We start from the raw sequence: 24,053 nt of genomic DNA, 5'->3' as shown, positions 1-24,053 counted from the left end.
CCCTGTGACGCAATTTTTTCACTCACCGATCCGCCCACTCTAGCATCCGCTCGTAGAACGGCTCACTCGACAGCGCGGCCCCGTCACCGACCAACACGAGCCCCTTTTTCGCCCGCGTCAGCGCGACGTTGATCCGGCGGTAATCCTCGAACAACGGCCCATCCAACCCCCGGTGGCGACAAAGGAGACGATGATGACCTCTTTGCTTGAGCCCTGAAACCGATCGACGGTATCGACGGTGACGCCGACCCTGCGGCTGATCTCGGCGACCTGCGCGCGGAACGGCGCGATGACACCGATGTCCTCGGCGGCGACGCCGGCAGCGCGATACGACTCGACGATGGAGGCGACCCGGTCGGCCTCAACGGGGTTGGTGTTGCCGACGCGCTCGCCGTCGGGGTCGATAAACGCGACTGCATCACCCAACTCGGCCGGCAGCGACGCCGGATCGACGAGGTCGCCAAGCGACTGGCCTGCGACCGCGCCCGTCGCCGGACGGAGCGCGCCGTCGTAGAACTCCGCCGACGAGAAGGCCTGAATCCGCTGGCACATGCGGTACTGCCGGGTGAGCATCACGCTCGCCTCGGGATAGGCCTCGATCAGCCGCTCGAACAGCGAGGTCGACAGCGGATTGTCCGCGGCCGGTTCGTCGGCGACGCCGCCCTCGCCACCGGGGTCGGCGGCTTGGACGACCGGCGGCAACTGCTCGTGGTCGCCGACGAGCACGAACCGCTCGGCACGATTCAGCGCGGCCAACGCGTCCGGCTCAGTGAGTTGACTGGCCTCGTCGACGACCGCCACGTCGAACTCCTGTTCGCGCATCACGCGGGAGCCACAGCTCGCCGTCGTCGCCGCCACCACGGGCGCGCTGTGGAGCGAGCCGGCCAACTCCTGTGGGTCGCCGGCCTTCTCAAGCCGCACATCGAGCATATCTTCGCGAACCCCGGTCGTCGTCCCGACGCGCTGGATGTCCTCGAACCCTTGCTCACGAAGGGCCTCCAAGGCGTTGTCGACCGCGCGATTGGTAAACGCCGTCAGCAACACCCGATCCCCGCGAGCGACGAGCGCGCGGATCAGCCGCGCGATTGTATACGTTTTCCCCGTCCCAGGCGGGCCGTGAATCAGCGCGCAGTCCTCGGCGTTGACCGCGAGATTCACCGCCTGATTTTGCCCGTCGTTGTTGTCGATGAATATCTCCTCGCCCTCGCTAAATTCGGGCTCACGTCGCCCAAAGAGGATGTCCTTGCGGTCATCGCTGCCTTTCAGCACCGTGTCGTGCAGCGCGGTCAACATCCGATCAACCGAGAGTTCAGAGGGATACACGTCGAGCCGCCGGAGTTCGACCGGTTCGTCGGCCGTGACGACGATCTCCTCGTCGAGTTGGGTGATCCGACAAAGTTCGGCGTGGCCGGAAACCGGGTTCCCGTCGCTGGCGAGGGCAACGTCGCCTTCGCGGAGTTTCGACACCGCCTCGGCCGGTTTCCGCGCTCGAAGCTCCCAGCGATTGCCGTCGATCTCCTCGCGACCCAGTGGTTCGAGGTCGATCAACGCACGGTCGTCGGCCGCTCGCTCTTCAGCGTCTTGCTCCCAGAGTTTGCGATATTCGGCGTGGATCGCCCGACGTTCGGCCTCAATTGCGTGATACAATCGCTCGAAGTACTGCTGTTCTTCTTCGGGTACCGCAGTCCCGATCTGACCGGCTTTCGATTCCTGATCGAGTCGCCCGGAGACGACCATGCAGGTGTCCTGCTCGAAACAATACTCGCATTTCGCATCGGCCTCATAGCCGGTCGGTACCTCGCCGCGGGCCTCCATCGCCGCCAGTTCGTTACGACTGCGGACGACGAAATCGAGCAGACCTTTCCCCACCGAGAATTCTTTCGCGGGCGAGAGATCACCGGACTCCTCAGTCCGCTCCAGCGTCGTGTTCTTCGTGTACAGCAGCGTCCCAGTGTCGGCGTCGATCCCGCGTTCCTCCAGCATCAGCGCATAGCAGGCAGCCTGGATCTTGTCCTGAAACCGCGGCTCGCGGGTCGTGTTTTTGCCCGTTTTGAGTTCGACCGGCATCCCACGGCGGAGCGCGTCGGCTCGGCCCTTCAGGCCGAAGGTCGGGCTGATGAGCGTGTACTCCGAGCGCCAGTTGTCCTCCTCAGTGAGCGTTCCCTGCTGGAGCCAGCCTTCGATGGCGGCGGCGTTCTGTTTGACCTCGCCTACGACTTCGGCCACGTCGCGACCGAGAACACCGAGTTCGAGGCCAGCCTCTTCAACGCGGTCGGCGACAGCGGTATCGAGATCGCGGCCGCGGAGCAGGTCGCCGAAGACCTCGTGGACGATGGTTCCCTTAATGACGGGGTAGTTCAACGGAATCGCAGACAGTTTGTTGAGGTAGTACATTCGCGGGCACTGCACCCACGACCGCACGCTGGTCACGTCGACGATGAAATCGGGTTCAAGCACGACATAGGAACCGCCGCCCGTGCTGTAGGTTGTTGACCCTTGATACTCGCTTTCTTCGGGGTCGGTGAGCAGCAAGTCCATCCCGGTCTCGGCGTCCGCAGCTGTGTCGGCCCACTTGCCCCACAGCGTCACGTCGACGGCGTCGTCGCCGTCAGTCGGCGTGTCGTCGGTCGGTCGCACGCGGAGTTCGGCCAGCCGTCGCTCACCGTGTTGGGTTTCGACTGTCGTCGCCCCGTCGCAGGCGACGATCTCGCCGCGAAGCTCGTCGGTCACTACCGGGACTCTGCGCGGCGGCCTGAAAAACGCTGTCGGTGGCCGCGCCGCGAGTGATTGTCGACCCGCTCAGGCATCGACTGGCTCGATCAGGTCGGGATCGTCGTTGGTCGGGCTGTTGACGCGGTCGGAGACACGGAAATAGTCGAACTCGTCGGCCGGATACGGATCGAGCAAAGCCGCGGCCGCATCAGGATCCTCGTTGAGCCACTGTTCTTCCTCATCAGGTTCGAGCACGACGGCCATCCGATGATGGAGCTTCGAAACGAGGTCGTTCGGTTCTGTCGTAATCACGGTAAACGTCTCCAGCGGTTCGGGGTCATCGTCGGCATCGCCACCACCGAAGGAGTCGAGCCCGAGTTGCTGGGTCGGCGGCTCCCAGCGTTCCCATAGCCCGGCCATCGCAAACGGGCGGTCGTCCTCGAAGGCGACGCGGTAGGGTTCCTTCCCGTCGCCGAGATCAGCCCACTCGTAGAAGCCGTCAGCCGGGACGAGACAGCGGCGCGATTCATAGGCAGCGGCGAAGCTTCGCTTCTCGCGGACGGTCTCGGAACGGGCGTTGATCAGGCCCTGTTTCTCGTCAGCCCACGAGGGCGTCAACCCCCAGGTGAACCGCTGAAGCTGGTCAGCGTCGTCGCCCGTGATGACCGGCAACTCCTGGCCGGGCGAACAGTTGTACCGTGGTTCGAGCGAGTCAGGAACGGCGACATCGAACCGCTCGGCGAGGCGTTCCGGCGACGTATGCAGGGTGTACCGGCCGCACATACCGTCGCCTCGGGCCGCGGCGGCTTAGCTGCCGTGATCCGCGCCGAGCCGGAGAATTAAACTACACCCACCGCTCGGATGCATGTGTGCGAATCGAGAACAGTTTTATTCCTGTCAGCGGGGTCGGTGAGACAACCGAGCGAAAGCTCTGGGCCAACGGCGCGACCGACTGGGACTGCTTCGATCCCTCGCTGGTCGGGCCGACGACCGCCGAGAAGATCGAGTCGTTCATCGACACGGCACGGGATCACCTCGCCGCCGAGAACCCCGCGTTCTTCGATCAGACCTTCCCCAGCAGCGAGCGGTGGCGACTTTACGAGAATTTCCGGGATGACGCCTGTTTCTTCGATATCGAGACGACCGGGCTGGACGAACAGCGCGACATCGTCACGACCGTTAGTTACCATCAGGCCGGCGAGACGACGACGCTCGTTCGTGGCGACGACCTCACGGCCGACAGAATACAGGCGATGGTCGACGACGCCAGCCTGCTGGTCAGCTTCAACGGGATTCGGTTCGACCAGCCGTTTCTGGAGACCTCCTTCGGCGTCGATGTCGACGTCCCGCACCTCGATCTGATGTACCCCTGCAAAACCGTCGGGCTCGACGGTGGACTCAAACAGGTCGAACGCGATATCGGGGTTGAGCGCGACCGCCCCGACATCTCGGGACGGGACGCCGTCCGGCTGTGGCGCGAACACGAATCCGGTGTCGATGGCGCGCTGGACACTCTCATTTCCTACAACCGCGAGGACGCGGTCAACCTCAAAACGCTGGCTGACGAGGTGACGACAACGCTTCACGAGCAAGTTTTCGAACAAGCCCGCCAGCAGTCACTCGAGTAGGTGCGAGTTAGGAATCCGCAGTCGAATCGGGGTCGTCACCGTCGTTTTCGAGTTCGATATCGTCGCTCTCGGCGTCGGTGATGATGACCCCGCCGTCGTCAGTGTCGCTGGGGTCGCCGGCCGCGTTGTCGTCGTCATGGTCAGCATCATCAGGAGCAGCGTCGCCAGCGAGGTAATGGCTGCCGACCGTTTTCGCCGTCTCGCTATCGGGCTTGGATTCCTCATCATCAGTTTCAGCGTCCGGCTCAGTGTCCGATTCGCTGTCAGGGTCATTACTACCACCGACGGTGTAGGCGGCACCGACCGGATCAGTGGCGGTGTCAGTGGGCTGCTCGTCGGTATCCGCTGGTTCGGTAGCGTCGTCCTCGACTGCAGCCGCTTCGCCTGCGTCGCTGCCGGTCGTGTACGACATCTTCAGTCCGGAATCCGTCTCGGCTGCGTCGGCTGCGTCCGGTTCTTCGGTGTCGGCGGCCGCTGAGTCACCGTTGTCAGCAGCGTCGCTATCCTCAGCTGCCTCCTCGTCGGCGTCGTCGCTCGCGTCGTCCTCCCTCGTATCATCCTCAGTTCGACGGATCAGCTTCATCTCGCCGCGGGCCCGGAGCGTCCCATCGACTTCCGCGCCCTCGTTGACGACAAGATCCTCGCAGGCGACATCGCCGCGGATGTGGGAGCCAGCAGCGAGGGTGATCGTTCCGCCACGGGTTGTGACGTCGCCGATGACAACCGTGTTCTCGCCGACCTCGATGTCGTCGCGGGCGCGCAGGCTGCCGAAAACCGTCGTATTCTCGCCGATGGCGATGGATTCGGCGCGGATGTTGCCGTGGAGCCGGCAGTCGTCGCCGATCTGGGCCGGCGTCGAGACGCGCCAGGCGTCGTCGGAGATCTCGGCCCCGCGGGGGACGACAAGCGGTGATCGCTCCTCGATGCCTTCGCCGGCGAGCGCGGAGGCGAACTCGTCGGCCTTGTCTGTATCGCCCACCCGGAGGAACTGCGAGAGGACGATGAAGTAGAAGACGAGGACAGGCACTGGGTTCCGGGTGACGATCCAGCCGTTGGCCTCGAAGCCTTCCTCGATGGTCACATCATCGCCGATATCGAGATCGCCGGAGACGAGGAGTTGGCCGTTGATCTCGACGCGCTCGCCGATGTAGGCATCCTCGCCGGCGAGCACACTCCCGTCGACCGCACACCACATGTCGAGGCGGCAGTCGCCGTCGGCCTCGATCTGCCGGCCGAAGTCGACACGTTCGCCAGCTGCGATCGTTCGACCCCGCAGCCCGAAATCCACGGTGCTGTTGCTCCCGATAAGGATGTCGCCGTCGGTGACGACATCGTGTTCCTCGACGGTCGTCCCGTCGGGGATCTGAAGCTCATCGAGCGGGTTCTGCGGGGGTTCACAGGCCGATCCAACACGCCGCGGCTATTAAACCGTCCGCAAGACGGGTGGCTGACACGTCGGTGTCGGGCTGACAACCCATCGCCGACAGCCTCGTGTCGTTTTTACTGCTTGGGGGCAACCGTTCAGGTATGACCGCGCTTTCGTTCGATGAAACCGGCGTCGACGTTGTCTACAACGGCACCGAGTTCCGCCTTGAGAAGGAACTCATCGAGGACGCGATCCAGAAATCCTATCCCGATATCACCGACCATGAGGTGCTCCAGATCGTCGAGGAGGCCCCAGATTTGTCGGGTGAGCCCCAGCAGATCAGCGATATTCTCTACGAGTAATCGCCGTTCAGCAACAACGCAGACCGAAAGACAGTTTCCAGCCGTCCGTGAACGGGAGGTATGCTCTCTCTGGCGCTCGCGGGGAAACCCAACGCGGGCAAATCGACGTTCTACACGGCGGCGACACGCGCCGATGTCGATGTCGCCAACTACCCCTTCACCACCATCGACGCCAACCGCGGCGTCGCCACGGTGCGCACCGACTGCCCCTGTCTCGAACTTGATGAGCGGTGCGACAACGACCGCTGCCACGACGGAATCCGCTACGTCCCCATCGAACTCTACGACGTGGCCGGCCTCGTTCCCGGTGCCCACGAGGGCCGCGGCCTCGGCAATCAGTTCCTCGATGAGTTGACGAATGCGGATGCGATCCTCAACGTGCTGGACGCCTCCGGCAGCACCGACGAGGAAGGCGAACCCGTTGAAGCCGGGAGCCACGACCCCGTTGAGGATGTCGAGTTCATCGAACAGGAGATGAATCAGTGGCTGACCGGGATCATCGACCGCAACTGGGAGTCGGTCGAACGCAAATCCCGCTCGCCTGATTTCGATATCAACGACGCCCTCACGGACCTCCTGACCGGCTTCGGTGCGACGACCGCTGACGTGGCGGCCTGTCTGCGAGACCTCGACTATCCCGACGATCCGATCCAGTGGGACGACGACGACACCGAAGCCCTCGCTGCGGCAGTCCGTTCGCGGACGAAACCGATCATCCTCGTCGCCAACAAAGCCGATATCGCCGACGAGGAGACCCTCGAACGATTGCAAGACGTCGCTGAGATCGTTATCCCCGCGACGGCCGACGGCGAACTCGCGCTCCGCCGGGCGTCCGAGGCCGGCGTCGTCGACTACAACCCTGGCGACGACGACTTCGAGATCGTCGGCGACATCAGCGACGAGCAGGCCGCGGGGCTTGAACAGATCCGCGACGTGATGACCGAACACGGCGGGACCGGCGTCCAGACCGCGCTCAACGCGGCTGTCTACGATCTCCTGGATCACATCACAGCCTACCCTGTTGAAAACGAGACAAAGTGGGTTGACGGACAGGGTAACGTCCTCCCTGATGCCTTCCTCCTGCCGGAGGGGTCGACGCCGACTGATCTCGCAGCTAAGATCCACTCGGATATCGCTGAAGGGTATCTCCACGCGGTCAACGGGAAAACAAACCGCCGGATCTCAGATAGCTACGAGCTCGAAGACGGCGATGTGATCAAGATCGTTAGCACGGCGAGTTGAGATCGATCGGCGTGGGCGGCTGCCGCGTTACAATTCGTGGTCGGCGTATATCTCGTCCATCTTTGCGGCCATCACGAAGTCGGCTTTGCGGAGGCCATCGATCTCGTGAGTGAATAGTTCGACACCAACTTCACCCCACGTCAGGCTGAGATCCGGGTGGTGCCACTCATCCTCGGCGAGTTCGCCAACAGCGTAGGTGAACTCCAAAGCATCCCGGAAATTATCGAACTCGTAGGTCGCCTCCAGATGATGACCACCGATGACATCCCAGACGCCGGTGTCGAGTTCCGCGAGATACCGTTGGGTCTCGTCTTCATCAAACGGTTCTTGATCGTCGCTGCAGTCCTCAACCGACTCGGACGCTAGGTCTGATACCATACCCCGTGCAACGCGCCCCACGGGTTTGTATCTTGACGCTACAGCAACAGGCACCCCGAGAGCTGCTTCGGCTATCGAACCGCAGCCGCCGCCTCACCCATACTCTCGATCGCCTCTCTGAGAGCGTCCTCGTCGGTCGCATACGAGATCCGCGCCAGTCCCGCGCCCTGTTCGCCGAAGGCATCACCCGGGACGACGATCACACCCCGGTCGAGACATTCTTCGACGAAGCCGTCGGGCACGCGTGGCATAGCGTAAAACGCGCCCTGCGGGGTCGGACACTCGATGCCATGATCGGACAACCCATCAAGCAGGATATCACGGCGACGCCGGAATGAGTCGGTCATCTCGCTGACCACGTCTTGGGGGCCAGTGAGGGCGGCCTCGGCGGCGAACTGTGCGGGCGCGCTCGCACAGGCTTGGGTGTATTGGTGGACGCGCAACATCCGTTCGATCCGGTCGCTGCTGGCGGTCACCCAGCCGAGTCGCCACCCGGTCATCGAGTACAGCTTCGAGGCGGAGTTGACGACGACGACGTTGTCGCTATCGGCGTACTCCAGCGGTGAGTGGTGTTCGCCCTCGAAGACGGTGTACTCGTAGACCTCATCCGACACGCAAACCACGTCATGTTCGTCGGCGATCCGGGCGAACTCGCGGATGTCGGCCTCGTCGGCGACCGCGCCGGTCGGATTGGCCGGCGAGTTGATGACGAACGCCGCAGTATCGTCGGTGATCGCGTCCTCGACGGCCGCGGGATCAAGGGTCAGATCCTCTCGCAGCCCGACCGGCATCGGATCGCCGCCGACCAGTTTTGTGAGGGCGTCGTAGGAGACAAAGCCCGGATCCGGGATGATGACCTCCTCGCCGGCGTCGACGTGGGCAGCCAGTGCGAGGTGGAGGGCTTCGCTGCCGCCGGAGGTAGCGATCACATCGTCAGGGTCGATATCGAGGCCCTGATCGCGCTCGTATTTCGCGGTGATAGCGTCCCGGAGTGCTGGCCGACCCTTGTTTTCGGTGTAGTCGTCGGCCTTGCCGGCTTCGATGGCGTCGACGGCGGCTTGCCGGGCATGTTCCGGGGTTGGGAAATCCGGCTGGCCCAATCCGAGGTTGATCGCGTCGTCGCCGGCGGCCTCAAACACATCTCGAATCCCACTGATCGAAATCCGTTCCACACGGTCAGCAAATCGGCTCATACCCACACACGGGGCGACCGCGCCCATAGCCTTTCGCACTCGGCGGCGGTGATCGAAACGCTCAGGCATTGCTCGGCCGTACCGTCGGTATGGAACGTTCCGGACTGCGGTATGTCGCCGGCATCCTTGCGCTTGCGGTCGCGGCGATCCACGTCTACTGGGGGTTCCCGCGGCTGGTGTTGTATCTCCAAGCCGGTCGGGCTCCCGACCCGCGACCGTTTCTCTTCGTTGGCTCGGCGGTGTTGATCTTTCTTGGCATCGCTCGCGTCCTTGACGGACGCAACGAGCGGGCGATCTATCTGGCCGGGATCGCGCTCATGGGCACCTACATCATCGGCTACGGGCTGTGGCACACCGGCCTCGAACACGGCGGCTTTTGGCCGTGGGGCCCCGAGCCAATCAGCCACAGCGAGCCCGCCTGGCAGGTACTTCTCGATCACATGCGGGCAGACGAACTCGGCGTTGTCTCAAAGATACTGGAGGCGACGCTTGCAGCCGTCTTAGCCCTGTTGTACCGAGTTGCCAGTGACGAAACGACCGCTGGTGACGATATTCCAGCGATCATTCGGGAGTAACGTTTTCCGTCCGGTTTCCGTTCGCTCGGACGTGAGCCGACTTCGCGCGATTATCGATCGCCTCTATGCTCTGGAGACGAACCTGCTTGAAGACTTAGCCGTCTCAGCCATCCTGTTTATCGGCATCTCGCTGCTGTGGGCGCAAGCGCCCGCAGCGTGGCCACAATTCATCTACTATATCGCGCTGGCTGTCGGGCTGTTTGGCTATTTCCGGTTCGTGAGCCCACCAGAGAACATCGATCGCAAAACGTAGTCGCTCCCGATCAGCAGACCGGCTTAGGGTTGACGCCCATCGCTTCCAGCGATTCGGTGTACTCGTCGTACGCTGCCTGAATCGCCTCGCTTGCGGCCTCGTGGGCACGCTCGCGATCGTCGTCCGTTGTACAGATTGCGTCGACAAGGTCGGCTGCCGCCTCGATCTGTGCGTCAACGTCGTCGCCGAGCCCCCGGAAGAGACTGGCTGTCTGCGGGTCGGCTTGGCCGGTAAAGTAGCCGGTGTACTGCTCTTTTGATTTCTTTGCGACCAGACAGCGCCCGACGAGCCCGCCGACGCGTTCGACTGTGTCATCGAAGGCCCGCAGCACTGACTGAACCGCCGGCGTCTCGCTGTCGGCTGCCTGCGGCGGATCGTCGAGTTCGCCGACGACTGTCTCGTAGTGGTCGGCCTCCTCGTCGGCAACAGTCGCAAAGAGCTCGGCCGCCTCGGCGTGTTCCTCGTCGTCAGCCCACGCGGCAAAGGTCTCGCTGGCGGCATCCTCCGCGATGGCGGCTGCGTGGAGTACCTGTTCGGTCTCAAGCTCGCCATTCGTCTCGGCATAGAGGGATTTTGAGGAGCCAAGCCGTGAGAGTGCCGTTTGGTTAGCCTCACTCACACTGTCGACGAAGTCGCTGGCTGTCATACGCGCTGTTAGACAACGAGGGGTCTTGAGTCCTATCGGTTGGGCTGCGTCGCTGAGGGCTGTCGTTCTATCGTCGCGAAAAAATCAATCGAGTCGGAAATACAGTGCGCGGTCGTCACTGCCGGTTCGTCAGCTACGGTGTTTAGTCGTCAGCTTCGCCCGTCTTCGCGGGTCGGCGATGCCTCCCCGCTCCGATTCGAGGCTTCCACCTTCGCTTCGCTTGCTCGCGGGCGATGCCCGCTCGCTCAAACCGAGACTCTTCCGTTGGTCGAGTCTCGCGTCAGTCGTCAGCCTCGCCCGTCTCGATCGGCGCGCCAACGAGGTTGCCCCACTCGGTCCAGGAGCCATCGTAGTTGATGGCGTCCTCGTAGCCGAGCAGTTCGTGCAGCGCGAACCACGCAACCGACGAGCGCTCGCCGATCCGGCAGTAGGCGACGGTCGTCTCGTCGCCGCTGATGCCTTTCTCAGCGTAAAGCTCCTCGATCTCGTCGGCGTCTTTGAACGTCCCGTCGTCGTTGGTGACGGCTGCCCACGAGATGTTCTGAGCACCGGGGATGTGGCCGCCGCGTTGGGCGGTCTCCTGTAGGCCGGTCGGGGCGAGAATCTCACCCGTGAACTCCTCGGGGGAGCGAACGTCGACGAGCGGTAGGCCACGGTCGATGGCGTTCTCGACATCGTCGCGGTAGGCCCGGATCGACTCCCGCGGGCCGGAGGCGTTGTACTCCTGCGCAGCAAACGACGGCACCTCGTCGGTCGTGGTATAGCCGTTCTCGATCCAATATTCGCGGCCGCCGTCGAGGAGCTTAACGTCGTCGTGACCGTAGTATTTGAACTGCCAGTAGGTGTAGGCCGCAAACCAGTTGGCGTTGTCACCGTAGAGGACGACCGTTGAGTCCTCGGTGATGCCGTGGGCACCCAGCAGGTTCTCGAAGTCCTCCTTCGTGAGGATGTCGCGGGTGGTCTGATCCTGCAGATCCTCTTCCCAGTTGAAACCGATGGCACCGGGGGCGTGGCTCTCCTCGTAGGCCTCGGTGTCGACATCGACTTCGACAAGTCGGTGGTCGGGGTCGTCGCTCTGGAAGGCGTCGAGATTGTCCTCGACCCAGTCGGCCGTGACAAGCACGTCTTTCGCGTAGTCTGATGACATACACAGCCTCCTATACCCCCTATCCGTATAGACCTACACCCAACGGTGGTTTCGACCGGTCCTAAACGATCCCGGATATTTTTGCAGGCATCGACCCCAGCTGTCGACAGCAGCCGTCGCTGGGGTCGCCGCAGTCCACGCCGCCCGGCTGGTGGCCCACGGTGACTCCACAAAAACAAGCAAGTATATCCGCTATCCGCGAACACCGGCGGCCATCGACCGCGGCGAACGCTTGAATGACCCGGGTGACAAACAGCGTGTATGCCCGAGACACCGCTGGTCGATCCTGCGTGGCTTGCCGACCACCGGGACGACCCGTCAGTCCATATCGTCGACGTTCGTGACTCGTGGGAGTACGACTCGATCGGCCACCTTCCCGGGGCAGTAAACATCCCCTTCGACAGCTACCGCGACGCTGACAGCAGCGACCCGGGCACACTCCCCGGTGCCGACGCCTTCGCCCGACTACTCGGCGAGGCCGGCATCGGCCCGGATGATACCATCGTCGCCTACGATGACACTCACGGCGTGTTTGCCGCCCGACTTCTCGTGACCGCGCTCGCCTATGGCCACGAGAATGTCGCCTTGCTTGACGGCGATTTCAGTTCCTGGCAGCGAGCCTTTGAGACCACAACCGAGTCGCCGACGGTCGAGTCCGTCACCTACGCGATCGATGGCCTCGCAGCAACGGCACCGATTGTTGATCGAACGGCTGTTGCGGCGGCGATCGATGATGAGACGGTGACGGTGCTTGACACCCGCGACGAAGCCGAGTACGAGGAACAACATATCCCGGGGGCGATCCGCATCGACTGGCGGGAGTTCGTCGACGACGAGAGCCGCGGCGTCAGGTCGGCCGCCGAGATTGAGAGCCTGCTGACCGATCGCGGGATCAGCACCGACCGCAACCAGCGGATTATCCTCTACTGCAATACATCCCGTCGCCTCAGCCACACCTTTGTCGTACTTCGCTCACTCGGCTTTACCGATGTCGTCATCTACGAGGGGAGTATGACCGACTGGACGGCTGCCGGCGGCGCGACTGAATCGCTCGTCTGACCGCGGCGATCATCGCCACGACTCGCCGACACCGTTTACGCGGTTGACGCCGAACCCATCGATATGTCTGATCAACCCGCTGACGACCCACCCAAGACAGCCGATCCAGCTGTCATCGAGTATCTCGTTGTCACTATTGAGGATGTAGTGACGGCGCTGGAAGCGACACTGGGCACCGGCCGTGAAACAGTGCTGCGGGTCACCCCACCGTTCAGTGGCCGCATGCGCGCTCGGCTCCACGTCGCCGGCACCGCAGGCTCCTACGACGGCCCCGATCCGATCCTTGTCGATCCCCGCGTCTTTGTCGACCCGCTACCGGAGTATCCGACCGCTGCGGATACCGCTGCTGAGTTGGACTCCCCAGCGGCAGTCAACACGGAGCACCATCAGGAAACCCACGCGGAGCGATTGGCTGACTGGCGTGACTCCGTTCGTGGCTCGATCGCTGACGAGGCGACGATCGAAACCGCGGACGGCGCGATCACCGTCGCGGTACGCGCACTTGGGTCGGCGGCTGACACTGACGACGGGGCGGCCGACTGAGTGGCACGAGCTATCGACACACGCCTCACAACATAGCCGCGCCGCTCTGGGCGTGAAAAATACGAAACCCCATTCGTCGACCGCTACAACCGCTGTAGGTTCGTCGCGCGGGGGCCTTTGTCTGCCTGTTCGATGTCGAATTCAACCTCTTGGCCCTCTTCGAGATCAGGGCCACCGACATCTTCCATGTGGAAGAACACGTCGTCGTCCGACTCCTCTGTTTCGATGAATCCGTAACCGCCTGTGTCGTTGAAGAACGCAACCGTACCTTGTGCCATTCGCAACTACTCCATGTGAATGAATGTCGTTCAGATACAAATATGTAAGGGTCACTCCGAATCGTAGGGTTCGCCCGCGGCGGTACCGCTGTCGCGGCAATCTCGTGGACGACCGGCGGTCGCTGTCACACGGATTTAAATAGCTGAGCGGTGAATCCGAGGGTATGTCGGAGGACGACCCACTCAGCAGGCCGAGCGGACGGGAGTTCGGGTTCGGGCCGATCATGGTGGCACTCCTGTTGCTCATCGCTGTCGGTATCGCTGGCGTCGTCGGCCTCATTTTTCTCGCCCCTGATCTCGTCGAGGTTTCGCCGGGTGGAACCGTTATTGCGCACCAGTTCTGATCGCTTCCTCGGCGGCCGCCAAGGCGTCGCTGCCAACAAACTGATCGACAATGGTTTGCAGTGTTTCCGACTCTGAGCCTTGCAGTTCCTCGGCGTGTGCAGTCATGTTCGGAACGGCGCGAATGATGTTGTCGACGATCGGGATCGCTGCCGTCTGGGCTGACCGGGAGAGGGGATTCAGGTCGATGACGATCTCAGTTTTACCGAGATCGGCGAGTGCCTCGGCGCGGTCGCCGTCCTCCAGTGGCACGACAACCACGTCGGCCGCGCCGATCCCGTCGGCATCGACCTTCGCGCGCTCGTGGCTCAGGTTCGGGATACGGCCGTCGGCTGTGAGTCCTTTCACCTCGTCAGCACCGTGCTCGCGGAGGTGAGCGGCGATGGCCTCCATTCGTTTCTCGGTGCGATTGAACAGGTTGACCTCGATGTCGGCGTCGACGGCGGCGGCAAGCGCGACGATTTCCGGGGCGACCAACGCAGCGACGTTGCCGTTGACCGAGAGCACCGGGTGGTCGGCCAGCAACAACTGGGCAGCTGCGGCACGTTCGGCCCTATCCGCACTCGGAATCGTTTGCTCACCCAACAGATAGTCGAAGGCCTCGCCGCGGCCTTGGGCGATCAGCCCCTGTTTGCTTGTGATCCCCTTCTCGACGCCTGCCTCGATTCGGTGCCGCGTCAGCAACGACGCATACCGCGGGTGATCCTCCGGTAGATCGATCTCGCTCATTGTCGGGTCTTCGACTCCGGCGGCAAAACGTTCGCTCTTCGGGGTCGACAGCCGACCGTGAGCCGGCATCGCTCACCGCTGCTCAGAGTTTGTCGGCTGCCTGGGCCTGCTCGGATCGCCGCTGTGACTGCGCCAGCCGTCGTTTACTCGCCCGCTCAATCTCGTTGGGCAGCGAGTCGCTGGCTTCCGCCAGCCGGGTGGTGGCTCGCTCAAGCCGGTCTTCGACGTTGGCGAGGCTTTGGTCGGCCTGCCCGCGGTCGCCGGCCGTGGCCCGCTCGGCGGCCCGGCGGGCGGCGTCGGCGATGGCATCGAGGGCCCGTCGCAGGCCACGGATCGCGTTTTCCGATCCCTCCAGCGTCTCGTTGCGGCCACCCGCGCCGCCGGAACCATTCGTTTCGTCATCACCATCGTCAGCGGTCTCCTCGACGGCTGCGATGGCGGCACTCGTTTCTTCGGCCACGTCGGCGAGATACGTTGCCAGCGAAGCCTTGCCGGTCTGGGGATTGTTGAGTCGAACTCGCTCGTCGGCGTCCGTGGCGGCTTGATTGATGCGGATCGCGCCGATCTCGTCGGCGCTATCCCTGACTTCGGTCGTGTAGGCGCCGCCGCGGTGGACGTAGACGGCGTCCGGCCCCGACAGCGGCGCGTCGTAGAGCCGCCCGGCGAAGTCATCCTCGACGGCGAGATCGGTGAGCTCGCTGTCGGTGTCGGCGGGATCGACTTCGAGTTTCGTTGCGTTCTCGCGAGCAACAAGCGGAATCGAGCCCTCGACGCCCGCCGGTGTCGTTTCCGCCTCCTCCTCGACGCCGACTGTCTCGCTGTGGGGCTCCACACCGGCTCCGTTGACGGTCAGCCGGTGGTCGCCCGCGGGTACGTCGTCGACGACGGCGACGCCGTTGAACGTCGGGACAGCTGCTGGATCGCTCTCCAGCAGCGCGACCCCTTCGATCCCGAGGTCGGCGGTTGTGAGCCCCTCATCCTCGGGAGCGTCGTCGTTGCTGACAGCCTGTGAAAGGCTGGCGACGACGGTTGACGCCGAAGCCGGCGCGCCGATGGCGTCGTATCGCTCGGCCAGCGTCGCGCGGTGGTTTCGATCCGAGATATCCGCGGCCGGATCGTTGTACCGGGGTTGCCCCCACGGCACGCCCGTCGTCGTGATGTGGCCGGCAAAGGCGTCTTCGGCGAACTGCGGCACCGCAAACTCGAAGCTCAACTGCGGGCCGGTGAACGCCGTGATGTGCTCGATCTGCCGGGTCGAGACGAGATCGTACTCGGCGTCGATGCTGGCCTCGTTGTCAATTTGGTTGGGTTCGTCTCGGCCCGCGTATTGGAAGACTGAGCCCGTGGCTCTGGCGGGGAGTTCACTCGGTGGCGAGGCAAGCTCCTGAAACGAGCTCACGGTCAACGAATCAGGGAGCAGGTCGCCGCGCTCGACAGCGGGCAGTCGGTCGTGCTCGTAGAGCGGCGCGCCCTCATACTCCGGGACGAGATACGGGAGTCGCGACCCCTCATCGCGGGGCAACCCGTAGGCGATTGGGAGATTGATGACGTCCTCGATGGTATCGATCGCACTGTTGGTGATGTCCGCGAGCGCGCCGTCGATCGACAGCCGTTGGAACCGATCGGCGAGGTCGTTGACTGACAGCGCGCTGGAATGTGATCCCAACTCCGAGAGGATCCGGGGCTGGGCGTCTGGATCGGGATCGAGGAACTCGTTGTTCGGAACCTTCCGGGAGTGTGAGCTGGCGACGTAGAGTTGTGGTTCGTCGGTGTCGGTGTCGACGAACACGTGGAGAACTTCCCAATCATGCCAGTGGAAGTTGGTCGTGAACTGGTCGAACGCCGAATAGTACCAAAATTGGACAACCGACAGCGGCGAATCTTCATACGAGACCCCGTGGTAGAACAGTGTCGGCTCCGGTGGCGATGCTAACTCGTTCGACGCCGCCGTATAGTCGTTGAGCGCGTCGAATCCGTCGACAACCGTTTCGCCGTCCTGTTCGGATTCGAACGCCCTGGGATCGGTCGGAAACCATCTTTCGGCATCATCGAAGTACAGCGTCGGGGCATACTCTTCGGCGAGTTCCTGGGTTCGCTCCTCGCTTAGCGTCGTGGTGCTGCGATCCGGCGCGGGCTCAGTGGCCGAACAGCCGGCGAGCGACGCCGTCCCGGCAATGCCAAGCGATGTGAGGAGACTGCGACGGTCAAGGGTCAGCGGTGGTGAGGGCATCGCTCACCAAACACATCCCGGAGCTCCGATTGGGGAAAAAGTCATGTGTTTGTTTCAGCGAGCGGACGAATAGGTCTTCTGGCGGACGAACGCCACAAAATAGTATCAACTCATTCGCTTCGCGGTCGCGTTGTCGTCACCGCTCATCGATGAGTCGAGCCCCGGCGGCGTCGACCCGGCACTGGTGGGCGTCGTAGCCGGCCGCCGAGAGTCCCTCGCCGGTCGCAAAGACGGTGTTGCCGAGCATCGCCATTGCGGCACCGGTGTGGATGTCGTTGCCGGTGTCGCCGCCGACCTCATCGACGGCGTCGAGAGCCGCAGCCACCTCGTCGGTCACGAGTCCCGCCTCAGCAGCGAATTCCCGGGAGGCGGTCATAAATCGGTCGAGCGTCGGCCACTCCAACAGGTGGCTGAGTGCAGACTCACCGGCGCGGGTCAGTTCGTCGGTATCACCGGACAGCACCGTTTCAGTCGATATCTCGCCAAACGTGACGTACTCGATTTGGGGGCGAGCGGGCAGTCCGTCAAGTCGGCCGTGGCTCGGCGAGCCCGGATCAATCCGGATCGGCAGCCCGCCGCGGGCTTGGGCGACGACATCGCCGAGACCGGTGCCGGCGTCGACCTCCGCACAGTGAGCGAGTGTGATGAGTTCGTTTTCCGTCTTCCCGCAGTCGAAGACGGCGTTGGCGGCCAGCGCGGTGCCGAGGGCGAGCGCGCCGGAAACGCCGAACCCCGCGCCGAGCGGCAGCGACGTGGTGGCATCGACGGCGGCATCGACGCCAAGGCGGGTGCACACGTCGGCGACCGGTAGCATCTCGATGACCTCGCCGTTGAGTCGGAGTCCCGAGCCGGGACTGACGGTTACCTCGACGCCGTCGGTGAGCGTAATGCCGGCTCCGCGGCTCCCTGCCTGTGCGCACGTGGTGGCTGTGTGCGCGCTGAAGAAGCCGGTGATATGCCCAGGAACGAACGCCGTCGCCGAGGAGTCGTTTTCCTGTGCCATGCGTTTATGTGTGGCAGATGGGTTGCAGTGCCTCGCAGTGACCGGCGGCTGCCGCTATGGGCTCAGCCGCTGTCGATCTCGCGGGAACAACACGCCCTCACGAATATTGTCGAGGCCGAGCAGCGTCATCACGAGTCGCTCGCCGCCGAGGCCGAAGCCGGCGTGCGGCGGCATCCCGTATTTGAACATCTTCGTGTAGTAGTCGAATGCCTCGGGGTCGAGACCCTGCTGTTCGAAGCCCTCGATAAGATGGTCGTAGCGGTGTTCACGCTGGCCGCCGGAGACGAGTTCCATCCGCGGGTGCATCAGGTCGAAGCCCGTGGACAGCTGGTCGTCGTCGTCCTGATCCATGATGTAGAACGGCTTGATCTCGCTGGGCCAGTCGGTGATGAAGTAGTGTTCGCCCACGTCCTCGCCGAGGGCGACCTCGCCCTCGGTCGGCAGGTCGTCGCCCCACAGCAGCTGTTCGTCGAGTTCGCCGGTCGCGTTGATGCGCTCGATGGCCTCCTCGTAGCTGAGTCGCGGGAAGTCGCCCGTCGGGACTTCGAACTCTTCGGCGAGGCCGAGGGCGTCGAGTTCGTCTTCGCAGTTTTCCGCAACCGCTTCGTAGGCGGCGGTGACAACAGCCTCGGCGACGTCCATCGCCTCGTGGTGATCGCAAAGGCCCCCTCGAAGTCGATCGAGGTTGCCTCGTTGAGGTGTCGCGGCGTGTTGTGTTCCTCGGCGCGGAAGATCGGCCCGATCTCGAAGACGCGCTCGACGTTGGAGCCGGCGATCAGCTGTTTGAACAGCTGTGGGCTCTGGTTCATGAACGCCTCCTCGCCGAAGTAGGTGATCGGGAAGAGTTCGGTGCCGCCCTCGGTACCGGTGGCGACGATCTTCGGCGTGTTGATCTCGGTACACTCGAGCTCGCGGAAGGTCTCGCGGGCGGCGTGCTGGATTTCCGCGCGGATCGTGAAGATCGCCTGCACCTCCTCTTTGCGGAGGTCGAGCGTCCGGTTGTCGAGCCGCGTCGAGAGTTCGGCGTCAACTTTCCCGGAGGGATCAAGCGGGAGTTCGGTGTCGGCCTCGGCGACAACCTCGACCGAGTCGGGCGTGATCTCGACGCCCGTCGGCGCGCGTGGCTCCTCGTCAACGTCGCCGGTGACCGAGATGACGCTCTCGCGGGCGACGTTGAGTCCGGTCTCGACGAGGTCGTCGTCCATCTCGTCTTTTTCAAACTTGATCTGGATCTTGCCGGTTGTATCGCGCAAGATCAGAAAGGCGATGCCACCGAGGTCGCGGAGCTCGTGCACCCAGCCGGCAACTGTGGCCGTCTCGCCGGGTTCAGTATCCGCAGTGTAGGTTCGGTTTTCCATACCCGAAACTGTCGGCGGCTGCCCTTAAACTCGGCTGATTCCGACTGCGCCACCCACGGGCGCGTGTCGACCCGCGCCTCGGGGCGTTTTTACCACCGCGCGACGAACGCGAGGGCGTGTTGACGAAGGATCTCCTCCGGGTCTCCCGCCGCGGCGGTCGCTACCGCCCCGAGTTCATCGGCCGGGCCCATCGCCCGTTGGCCGCGAAACTCATCGGCACCTATCAGAGCCACGTCGCCGAAACACGAGAGACGCTCGACGAGGCTGTCGAAGCCATTGAGCGCGAGGAAGACGATTTTAAGCTCGTCCGCGGATTTGCTGCCCTCCTTGATCGGGAGGCGACCTTCGAAACTGACGCGCCGCTGCCGCCCGAACGCGCCCGCCGCGTCGCCTTCGAGGCCGCCGAAGCCGTTGGTGTTGCCAACGAGTCCGAACGCGAGCAGGCGATCACACAGGCAGCTGACGACCTCGCGGTCGACGCTGACGCCATCGAGGACTCGCTGTATGCCGACCGCGACTGCAAGCAACGGCTGGCGGGGTTCGATCCGCGGTGGGATCCCGATAGCCTCATCGAGCAGTACAATCTTTCACTGGCCCAGACCGCGCTGTTCGATGCGACCGAGGTACGACTCAAAAGCGACGATCCGCGGGCAGTGATTACGGCCGTCAAGCGGCTGGGGTTGATGTATGAGATCGAACAGCCCGACAGCGACGGCGATGACGTGACCGACGACGACAGCCCGCTGGCGGGCCAGCGAACGGTGGTCGTCACCGGCCCTGACCGCCTCTTTCGGCGCACGCGGCGGTACGGTACTGCCTTCGCTCGCTTGCTGCGGTCGGTCGCGGGCACAAACGAGTGGGTACTCACAGCGACTGTCGACGACCACGGCACCGACCGCGAGATGACGCTCCGCAGTGGCGACGTGTCGGTGCCGGGTGTCGATCCCGTTGCCGAACCGAGCTACGACAGCGGCGTCGAGCGCGATTTCGCCGCGCGATTCGAGGCACTCGACCTCGACTGGGAACTACAGCGAGAGCCGGATCTGCTCGAAACCGGATCGAGTGTGATGATCCCGGATTTCGCCTTCGACTACCGCTATGCTGACTTTCGGGTCTACTTCGAGGTCATGGGGTTTTGGACGCCGGAGTACGTCGAAAAGAAGCTCGGCCAACTGGCTGACGTCGAGGCTGTCGAACTCATCGTCGCCGTCGACGAATCGCTGGGCGTCGGCGAAGAAATCGCTGCTGAGGATCACCGTGCGATCCCCTACTCCGGCACGGTTCGTGTCAAAGACGTTGTTGACGTGCTCAGAGAGTACGAGGCTGACCTCGTTGCCGACGCGGCTGCTGACCTGCCAGCCACGATTCAGCCCGATGACGACGTGACAACGCTGGCAGCCGTCGCCGAGGCGTACGGCGTCTCGGTCGATGCAATCGACGGTCGAACGTTCCCGGATCACGATCGACTCGGGCAGTTGCTCGTCCGACCGGCCGTGTTGGCGACGGTGGCCGAGGAGCTGTCGGCCGGAATGTCGCTGTCGGAGGCCGAAGCCGTGTTGGACGACTACGAGCTGACCGACACCAGCGCGGTGCTGTCGGCGGTCGGCTACCGCGTCAAGTGGGACGGGCTCTCAGGTGGGACGCTTGCGGAGCGAGAGCCGCAGACTAGCGAGTGACACGGTTGCTTTTCCCGACGTGTCCCAAAGGAAGGCTATGGCCCTCGCACACCTGTTCGGCTCAAAGTGGACACGGCTATTCAGTATGCTTTCGGTCGTTGTCACCGGCCTGCGAGCGTTGCTCGGGGGAATCGTCGCCTCGGCGCGCTGCTGCTTGGGGTTGCATTCCTCGCGTACCGCTGGTCGCCGGTCGGCATCGCACTCACGCTGCTGTACCACCGCTACGGCGATCAGATCACACGGCGGGCACTCGATGGCGACGCCTAATCCGTCGACAGCGGCGACAACGATTCCTGATTCCCTTTCGGTACGGTCGAGCGCAACTCGCCGTAGACGTACAGCCCAACACCGATGGGTTCGCGTTCGCCGCCGACTCCGTGGGCCGCGATGAGATAGCCCCAGTCGCCGTCCCAATCGAGTTCCTGATCCTCGCCGCGGGCGAACGTCGCCGCGGCTTCGCCGTCGATCTCGATGACGTTTTTCGTCGCGTGGCCGCCGAACCGCTGGATCGCGCTTTGGGTCGGCTTCCAGTGTTCCTGCCGTGTGCGCAACACGGTCATGCCGAGCCCCTCGACGCGGATCGGACTCGGCGCGTCGGCGGCGAAGATCCAGATCTTGCCTTTGCCCTTCTCCCAGAAAGAGAAGTCCTCGAAGACAGCGGGGTCGATGTCGAACCGTTCGGCGAAGAAGTCGATGACTTCCTCGCGTGAGGCGCGCCCCTCGACCTCGCGGTCGGCCGCCGTCGCCGGCAAGCGGCCGAACTGCTGGCCGACATTTTCTTGGGCGTCGCTCATGCCGTCACCTCCAGTTTCGCACAGTAGAAGCCGCCGGTGTCGTTGAGATGCGGGTAGATCCGGTGGGTTTGTTCGACACTCGAATCGTAGCTGTCGCCCTCCCACTCGGTGACACCGGAGACTGAATCAAGCGGGCAGTCAAAGTCGACGACCTCGCAGTCCTCGGTCTCCAGCACGTGATCGACAACGGCCTCGTTTTCTTCGGGTGCGAACGTACACGTCGAGTAGACGACCGTCCCGCCTGGCTTGGTCGCCTGTACGGCCCGCGAGAGGATACCTTTCTGGACGGCGGCGACGCTGTGAACGTGCTCCAGCGTCCACTCCTCCAGTGTCGTCGGGTTCTTGCGAATCGTTCCTTCACACGAGCAGGGCGCATCGACGATAGCGCGGTCGAACTCGTCGAAATCGAAGGGCTTGAGCGAGAAGTTTCGGCCGTCCTGTTTGGTGACGACGAGGTTCGTGACCCCCAGCCGTTCGGCGTTGTGCCGCAGCGAGGAGAGCCGCCCGAGGTTGTTGTCGTTGCCGACGACGACCCCGCGGTCGTCCATCATCGCCGATAGCTGGGTCGTTTTGCTACCTGGCGCGGCACAGCTATCCCAGATTTTTTCGCCGGGTTGTGGATCGAGTGCGAGTGCGGGCACCGCCGAAACCTCCTCTTGGCCGTGGAGCCAGCCGTGGAAATACGGCCAGTTTGTCCCCGGGCTGGCCTCGGGCAGCCGGAGAAGCTGGTCGTGCCACCCAACAGACTCGTATTCGATGCCTTCGTCGTCAAGGACGCGACGAGCGCGCTCTGGAGCAGTTTTGATCGTGTTGACGCGGACGACAGCGGGCAGCGGTCGCTCGCAGGCCGCAAAAAACGCCGCTTCGTCGTCGACGAGCGGGGCGTACCGCTCTAAGGGATTCATGGCGTCCGTTTCGCGGCCGCTGGTTTGTCGGTTTCGCTCCGTGTGACCCGTCTGGTGGCCCGCCCACCAGCGACACCAACGATTAGGTGGATCGCTGCTGTCGACCCTATATGGCTCGTATCGAGCACCAGCTGGATGAGGTTGCACTCGACAACCCGACGCTCATCGAAGGCTTTCCTGGCGTCGGGTTAGTCGGCAAGATCATCGTCGACCACCTGATCGAGCAGTTGGGGATGGAGCACTATGCAAACGTCCACTGCGAGGGGATTCCGCGGGTGGCGACCTACCAACCCGACAGCAGCGAGTTGGTGACGCCGGTCAGACTCTACGTCGACAGCGACCGCGAACTGATCGCCCTCCAGAGTGACGTGCCGATCAACCCGAATGCCGCCACCGCCTTCGCCGACTGCGTGACCGGCTGGTTCGAAACCGAGGACGTGTTGCCCATCTACGTCTCCGGGCTGCCGCGACAGCCTGACGAGCAGGCCGAACCACCAGCCCTCTACGGCGTTGGAACCGGCGGCGGCTCAGAACAATTGGCGGCAGCAGGCATCGATACGCCCGCAGAGATGGGTATGGTTTCGGGGCCGACCGGCGCGCTGCTGTCGCATGCCCTCGACAACGACACGACTGCAGTAGGGTACATCGTCGAATCCGACCCGCAGTTTCCTGATCCAGACGCCGCAAAAGCCGTGCTCGAACGCGGCATCGAGCCGATCGTCGATCGCGATATCGATACGAGTGAGCTCACAGACAAAGCTGCGGAGATCGAACAGGCTCGCAAACAACTGCTGAAGCGGATGCAGCAGGCCACAGAGGAAAGTAGCCGCGCCGAGCCGATCCGGATGTACCAGTAGGCTTCTGAACCCTTAAGCCGCCGAAGGGCCTCTTCCCGTGTATGAGTGAAGACGCAGCAGCGGTCGAGGAATCAGATCCCGAGACGGACGCTGCAGCCGACGAGCCGACCGACGACGACAGCGAGACCATCGAAGCTCTGCCCGCAGACGAACTCGTCGACCGCATCATCGACAGCGACGAGACACTCACCGAGCCGGCAACGGAACTTCGATCCCGGATCGAGGCGTTGGAAAATGAGGTCGCCGAAAAGAACAACGAGATCGACGAACTCACCGAGAAGCTCTCTCGTGCACGAGCCGACTTCAAGAACTACAAGAAACGAACCAAGCAACAACAGGAGGAGATGAAGGCGCGGGCGACCGAAGAGTTGGTCGAACGGCTGACTGATGTCCGGGACAACCTCGTTCGCGCACTCGATCAAGACGACGACGCCGACATCCGCCCCGGCGTTGAGTCGACGCTGGAATCCTTCGATCGGGCACTTGAAGACGAAAATGTCGCGTTCATCTCGCCGGCGGCCGGCGACGAGGTCGACCCTGAACGCCACGAGGTCATGCAGCGCGTCGACAGCGACCAGCCCGCAGGCACCATCGTCGACATCTACCAAGAGGGCTACGAGATGGCCGACAAGGTGCTCCAGCCGGCGCGAGTGACGGTCAGCACCGACGAGTAAGACCCCCACCGACGCTGCTGTGAGACCGAGACTGGTGCGTTTGCGGTTTATTTAAACACACCGACTGTCTCACCTCCTCTATCGGCCTAATCGCAAGACAGCG

The 24,053-nt window shown here is 63.4% G+C and carries 24 protein-coding genes and 2 pseudogenes; 12 read left to right on the top strand and 14 right to left on the bottom strand.

From position 1 onward, the window contains the following. Positions 1-22: 22 nt before the first annotated feature. A pseudogene (locus ACFQJB_RS06010) lies at positions 23-2,730 on the bottom strand (AAA domain-containing protein). Between the two features lie 69 nt (positions 2,731-2,799). After that, on the bottom strand, positions 2,800-3,495 hold the full coding sequence (locus tag ACFQJB_RS06005) for an SOS response-associated peptidase (protein ID WP_379725067.1): 696 nt from the start codon (positions 3,493-3,495) through the stop codon (positions 2,800-2,802). 86 nt (positions 3,496-3,581) lie between these two features. Between ACFQJB_RS06005 and ACFQJB_RS06000 the strand changes: the two genes are divergently transcribed. Further along, a complete protein-coding gene (locus tag ACFQJB_RS06000) occupies positions 3,582-4,340 on the top strand; it encodes a ribonuclease H-like domain-containing protein (RefSeq protein ID WP_379725064.1) in 759 nt (252 codons plus the stop codon). Between the two features lie 7 nt (positions 4,341-4,347). Here the strand turns inward: ACFQJB_RS06000 and ACFQJB_RS05995 are convergent, their stop codons facing one another. After that, a complete protein-coding gene (locus ACFQJB_RS05995) occupies positions 4,348-5,628 on the bottom strand; it encodes a polymer-forming cytoskeletal protein (protein ID WP_379725061.1) in 1,281 nt (426 codons plus the stop codon). A gap of 239 nt (positions 5,629-5,867) precedes the next feature. On the opposite strand from ACFQJB_RS05995, the gene ACFQJB_RS05990 reads away from it, so the two are divergent. Both ACFQJB_RS05990 and ACFQJB_RS05985 read left to right on the top strand, forming a co-directional pair. Beyond that, positions 5,868-6,068, top strand: coding sequence for a DUF5800 family protein (locus ACFQJB_RS05990; protein WP_120100001.1), 201 nt, complete (start codon positions 5,868-5,870; stop codon positions 6,066-6,068). Between the two features lie 60 nt (positions 6,069-6,128). Continuing rightward, a complete protein-coding gene (locus ACFQJB_RS05985) occupies positions 6,129-7,310 on the top strand; it encodes a redox-regulated ATPase YchF (protein ID WP_379725057.1) in 1,182 nt (393 codons plus the stop codon). Between the two features lie 27 nt (positions 7,311-7,337). Here the strand turns inward: ACFQJB_RS05985 and ACFQJB_RS05980 are convergent, their stop codons facing one another. Next, positions 7,338-7,688, bottom strand: a complete 351-nt coding sequence (locus tag ACFQJB_RS05980; protein ID WP_379725054.1) for a 4a-hydroxytetrahydrobiopterin dehydratase — start codon at positions 7,686-7,688, stop codon at positions 7,338-7,340. Positions 7,689-7,759: 71 nt separating this feature from the next. Beyond that, on the bottom strand, positions 7,760-8,881 hold the full coding sequence (locus tag ACFQJB_RS05975) for a pyridoxal phosphate-dependent aminotransferase (protein ID WP_379725051.1): 1,122 nt from the start codon (positions 8,879-8,881) through the stop codon (positions 7,760-7,762). An 89-nt stretch (positions 8,882-8,970) separates the two neighbouring features. On the opposite strand from ACFQJB_RS05975, the gene ACFQJB_RS05970 reads away from it, so the two are divergent. Both ACFQJB_RS05970 and ACFQJB_RS05965 read left to right on the top strand, forming a co-directional pair. Beyond that, entirely contained in the window at positions 8,971-9,456 is a 486-nt protein-coding gene (locus tag ACFQJB_RS05970; protein ID WP_379725049.1) for a hypothetical protein, read from the top strand. A 31-nt stretch (positions 9,457-9,487) separates the two neighbouring features. Then, positions 9,488-9,709 (top strand): hypothetical protein, encoded by a 222-nt coding sequence (locus tag ACFQJB_RS05965; RefSeq protein WP_379725046.1) that lies wholly within the window; start codon positions 9,488-9,490, stop codon positions 9,707-9,709. Between the two features lie 10 nt (positions 9,710-9,719). Here ACFQJB_RS05965 and ACFQJB_RS05960 read toward each other — a convergent pair whose 3' ends face one another. Further along, positions 9,720-10,355: a rubrerythrin family protein gene (locus tag ACFQJB_RS05960; RefSeq protein ID WP_379725043.1), complete on the bottom strand. Its 636-nt coding sequence runs from the start codon at positions 10,353-10,355 to the stop codon at positions 9,720-9,722. Between the two features lie 280 nt (positions 10,356-10,635). Continuing rightward, complete coding sequence (locus tag ACFQJB_RS05955) at positions 10,636-11,502, bottom strand: sulfurtransferase (protein WP_379725040.1); 867 nt, start codon at positions 11,500-11,502, stop codon at positions 10,636-10,638. Between the two features lie 261 nt (positions 11,503-11,763). Here ACFQJB_RS05955 and ACFQJB_RS05950 point away from each other — a divergent pair, with 261 nt between their 5' ends. Together ACFQJB_RS05950 and ACFQJB_RS05945 are read left to right on the top strand one after the other, a co-directional pair. Then, positions 11,764-12,561 carry a sulfurtransferase gene (locus ACFQJB_RS05950; RefSeq protein WP_379725037.1) on the top strand — a complete coding sequence of 266 codons (798 nt, stop codon included), beginning with the start codon at positions 11,764-11,766 and terminating at the stop codon, positions 12,559-12,561. Positions 12,562-12,624: 63 nt separating this feature from the next. Next, complete coding sequence (locus ACFQJB_RS05945; protein WP_379725034.1) at positions 12,625-13,104, top strand: hypothetical protein; 480 nt, start codon at positions 12,625-12,627, stop codon at positions 13,102-13,104. A gap of 83 nt (positions 13,105-13,187) precedes the next feature. On the opposite strand, the gene ACFQJB_RS05940 is transcribed toward ACFQJB_RS05945, so the two are convergent. Beyond that, on the bottom strand, positions 13,188-13,382 hold the full coding sequence (locus tag ACFQJB_RS05940; RefSeq protein ID WP_120100026.1) for a cold-shock protein: 195 nt from the start codon (positions 13,380-13,382) through the stop codon (positions 13,188-13,190). Positions 13,383-13,546: 164 nt separating this feature from the next. On the opposite strand from ACFQJB_RS05940, the gene ACFQJB_RS05935 reads away from it, so the two are divergent. Continuing rightward, a complete protein-coding gene (locus ACFQJB_RS05935) occupies positions 13,547-13,726 on the top strand; it encodes a hypothetical protein (RefSeq protein WP_120100028.1) in 180 nt (59 codons plus the stop codon). On the opposite strand, the gene ACFQJB_RS05930 is transcribed toward ACFQJB_RS05935, so the two are convergent. The 4 genes and pseudogenes from ACFQJB_RS05930 to aspS all read right to left on the bottom strand — a co-directional run bounded on the left by ACFQJB_RS05930 (position 13,707) and on the right by aspS (position 19,044). After that, positions 13,707-14,453, bottom strand: a complete 747-nt coding sequence (locus ACFQJB_RS05930) for a 4-phosphopantoate--beta-alanine ligase (RefSeq protein WP_379725029.1) — start codon at positions 14,451-14,453, stop codon at positions 13,707-13,709. The genes ACFQJB_RS05935 and ACFQJB_RS05930 overlap by 20 nt on opposite strands. 82 nt (positions 14,454-14,535) lie before the next feature. Then, the gene (locus tag ACFQJB_RS05925; RefSeq protein ID WP_379725026.1) at positions 14,536-16,683 is read right to left on the bottom strand and encodes a hypothetical protein; all 2,148 of its coding nucleotides are present in this window, start codon (positions 16,681-16,683) and stop codon (positions 14,536-14,538) included. A 136-nt stretch (positions 16,684-16,819) separates the two neighbouring features. Next, on the bottom strand, positions 16,820-17,686 hold the full coding sequence (locus tag ACFQJB_RS05920) for a pantoate kinase (protein WP_379725023.1): 867 nt from the start codon (positions 17,684-17,686) through the stop codon (positions 16,820-16,822). A 54-nt stretch (positions 17,687-17,740) separates the two neighbouring features. Next, positions 17,741-19,044: pseudogene (gene aspS, locus ACFQJB_RS05915) on the bottom strand (aspartate--tRNA(Asn) ligase). A gap of 116 nt (positions 19,045-19,160) precedes the next feature. Between aspS and ACFQJB_RS05910 the strand changes: the two are divergent. Beyond that, entirely contained in the window at positions 19,161-20,720 is a 1,560-nt protein-coding gene (locus ACFQJB_RS05910; RefSeq protein ID WP_379725020.1) for a DUF790 family protein, read from the top strand. A gap of 66 nt (positions 20,721-20,786) precedes the next feature. Further along, the gene (locus ACFQJB_RS05905) at positions 20,787-20,987 is read left to right on the top strand and encodes a hypothetical protein (RefSeq protein WP_379725017.1); all 201 of its coding nucleotides are present in this window, start codon (positions 20,787-20,789) and stop codon (positions 20,985-20,987) included. On the opposite strand, the gene ACFQJB_RS05900 is transcribed toward ACFQJB_RS05905, so the two are convergent. Together ACFQJB_RS05900 and ACFQJB_RS05895 are read right to left on the bottom strand one after the other, a co-directional pair. Next, a complete protein-coding gene (locus ACFQJB_RS05900; protein ID WP_379725014.1) occupies positions 20,984-21,514 on the bottom strand; it encodes a DUF7122 family protein in 531 nt (176 codons plus the stop codon). The two genes, ACFQJB_RS05905 and ACFQJB_RS05900, sit on opposite strands and share 4 nt — an antisense overlap. Then, the gene (locus tag ACFQJB_RS05895; RefSeq protein ID WP_379725012.1) at positions 21,511-22,419 is read right to left on the bottom strand and encodes an RsmB/NOP family class I SAM-dependent RNA methyltransferase; all 909 of its coding nucleotides are present in this window, start codon (positions 22,417-22,419) and stop codon (positions 21,511-21,513) included. Before ACFQJB_RS05895 ends, ACFQJB_RS05900 begins: the two co-directional genes overlap by 4 nt. A gap of 110 nt (positions 22,420-22,529) precedes the next feature. Between ACFQJB_RS05895 and ACFQJB_RS05890 the strand changes: the two genes are divergently transcribed. Next, positions 22,530-23,276, top strand: a complete 747-nt coding sequence (locus ACFQJB_RS05890) for a proteasome assembly chaperone family protein (RefSeq protein WP_379725009.1) — start codon at positions 22,530-22,532, stop codon at positions 23,274-23,276. Between the two features lie 41 nt (positions 23,277-23,317). Continuing rightward, a complete protein-coding gene (gene grpE, locus ACFQJB_RS05885; RefSeq protein WP_379725006.1) occupies positions 23,318-23,950 on the top strand; it encodes a nucleotide exchange factor GrpE in 633 nt (210 codons plus the stop codon). Positions 23,951-24,053 lie beyond the last annotated feature (103 nt).

This window comes from Halonotius sp. GCM10025705 (genome assembly GCF_042662885.1).
Taxonomy (GTDB): domain Archaea; phylum Halobacteriota; class Halobacteria; order Halobacteriales; family Haloferacaceae; genus Halonotius; species Halonotius aquaticus.
Note: the sequence above shows the minus strand (reverse complement) of the source record. Positions and strands in the feature narration are given on the sequence as shown.

Excerpts from the sequence above, each read along its gene's own strand:
- ACFQJB_RS06005 (WP_379725067.1), bottom strand. The coding sequence starts at position 3,495 with ATGTGCGGCCGGTACACCCTGCATACGTCGCCGGAACGCCTCGCCGAG.
- ACFQJB_RS05990 (WP_120100001.1), top strand. The coding sequence starts at position 5,868 with ATGACCGCGCTTTCGTTCGATGAAACCGGCGTCGACGTTGTCTACAAC.
- ACFQJB_RS05985 (WP_379725057.1), top strand. The coding sequence starts at position 6,129 with ATGCTCTCTCTGGCGCTCGCGGGGAAACCCAACGCGGGCAAATCGACG.
- ACFQJB_RS05980 (WP_379725054.1), bottom strand. The coding sequence starts at position 7,688 with ATGGTATCAGACCTAGCGTCCGAGTCGGTTGAGGACTGCAGCGACGAT.
- ACFQJB_RS05975 (WP_379725051.1), bottom strand. The coding sequence starts at position 8,881 with ATGAGCCGATTTGCTGACCGTGTGGAACGGATTTCGATCAGTGGGATT.
- ACFQJB_RS05970 (WP_379725049.1), top strand. The coding sequence starts at position 8,971 with ATGGAACGTTCCGGACTGCGGTATGTCGCCGGCATCCTTGCGCTTGCG.
- ACFQJB_RS05960 (WP_379725043.1), bottom strand. The coding sequence starts at position 10,355 with ATGACAGCCAGCGACTTCGTCGACAGTGTGAGTGAGGCTAACCAAACG.
- ACFQJB_RS05955 (WP_379725040.1), bottom strand. The coding sequence starts at position 11,502 with ATGTCATCAGACTACGCGAAAGACGTGCTTGTCACGGCCGACTGGGTC.
- ACFQJB_RS05950 (WP_379725037.1), top strand. The coding sequence starts at position 11,764 with ATGCCCGAGACACCGCTGGTCGATCCTGCGTGGCTTGCCGACCACCGG.
- ACFQJB_RS05945 (WP_379725034.1), top strand. The coding sequence starts at position 12,625 with ATGTCTGATCAACCCGCTGACGACCCACCCAAGACAGCCGATCCAGCT.
- ACFQJB_RS05940 (WP_120100026.1), bottom strand. The coding sequence starts at position 13,382 with ATGGCACAAGGTACGGTTGCGTTCTTCAACGACACAGGCGGTTACGGA.
- ACFQJB_RS05935 (WP_120100028.1), top strand. The coding sequence starts at position 13,547 with ATGTCGGAGGACGACCCACTCAGCAGGCCGAGCGGACGGGAGTTCGGG.
- ACFQJB_RS05930 (WP_379725029.1), bottom strand. The coding sequence starts at position 14,453 with ATGAGCGAGATCGATCTACCGGAGGATCACCCGCGGTATGCGTCGTTG.
- ACFQJB_RS05925 (WP_379725026.1), bottom strand. The coding sequence starts at position 16,683 with ATGCCCTCACCACCGCTGACCCTTGACCGTCGCAGTCTCCTCACATCG.
- ACFQJB_RS05920 (WP_379725023.1), bottom strand. The coding sequence starts at position 17,686 with ATGGCACAGGAAAACGACTCCTCGGCGACGGCGTTCGTTCCTGGGCAT.
- ACFQJB_RS05900 (WP_379725014.1), bottom strand. The coding sequence starts at position 21,514 with ATGAGCGACGCCCAAGAAAATGTCGGCCAGCAGTTCGGCCGCTTGCCG.
- ACFQJB_RS05895 (WP_379725012.1), bottom strand. The coding sequence starts at position 22,419 with ATGAATCCCTTAGAGCGGTACGCCCCGCTCGTCGACGACGAAGCGGCG.
- ACFQJB_RS05890 (WP_379725009.1), top strand. The coding sequence starts at position 22,530 with ATGGCTCGTATCGAGCACCAGCTGGATGAGGTTGCACTCGACAACCCG.
- grpE (WP_379725006.1), top strand. The coding sequence starts at position 23,318 with ATGAGTGAAGACGCAGCAGCGGTCGAGGAATCAGATCCCGAGACGGAC.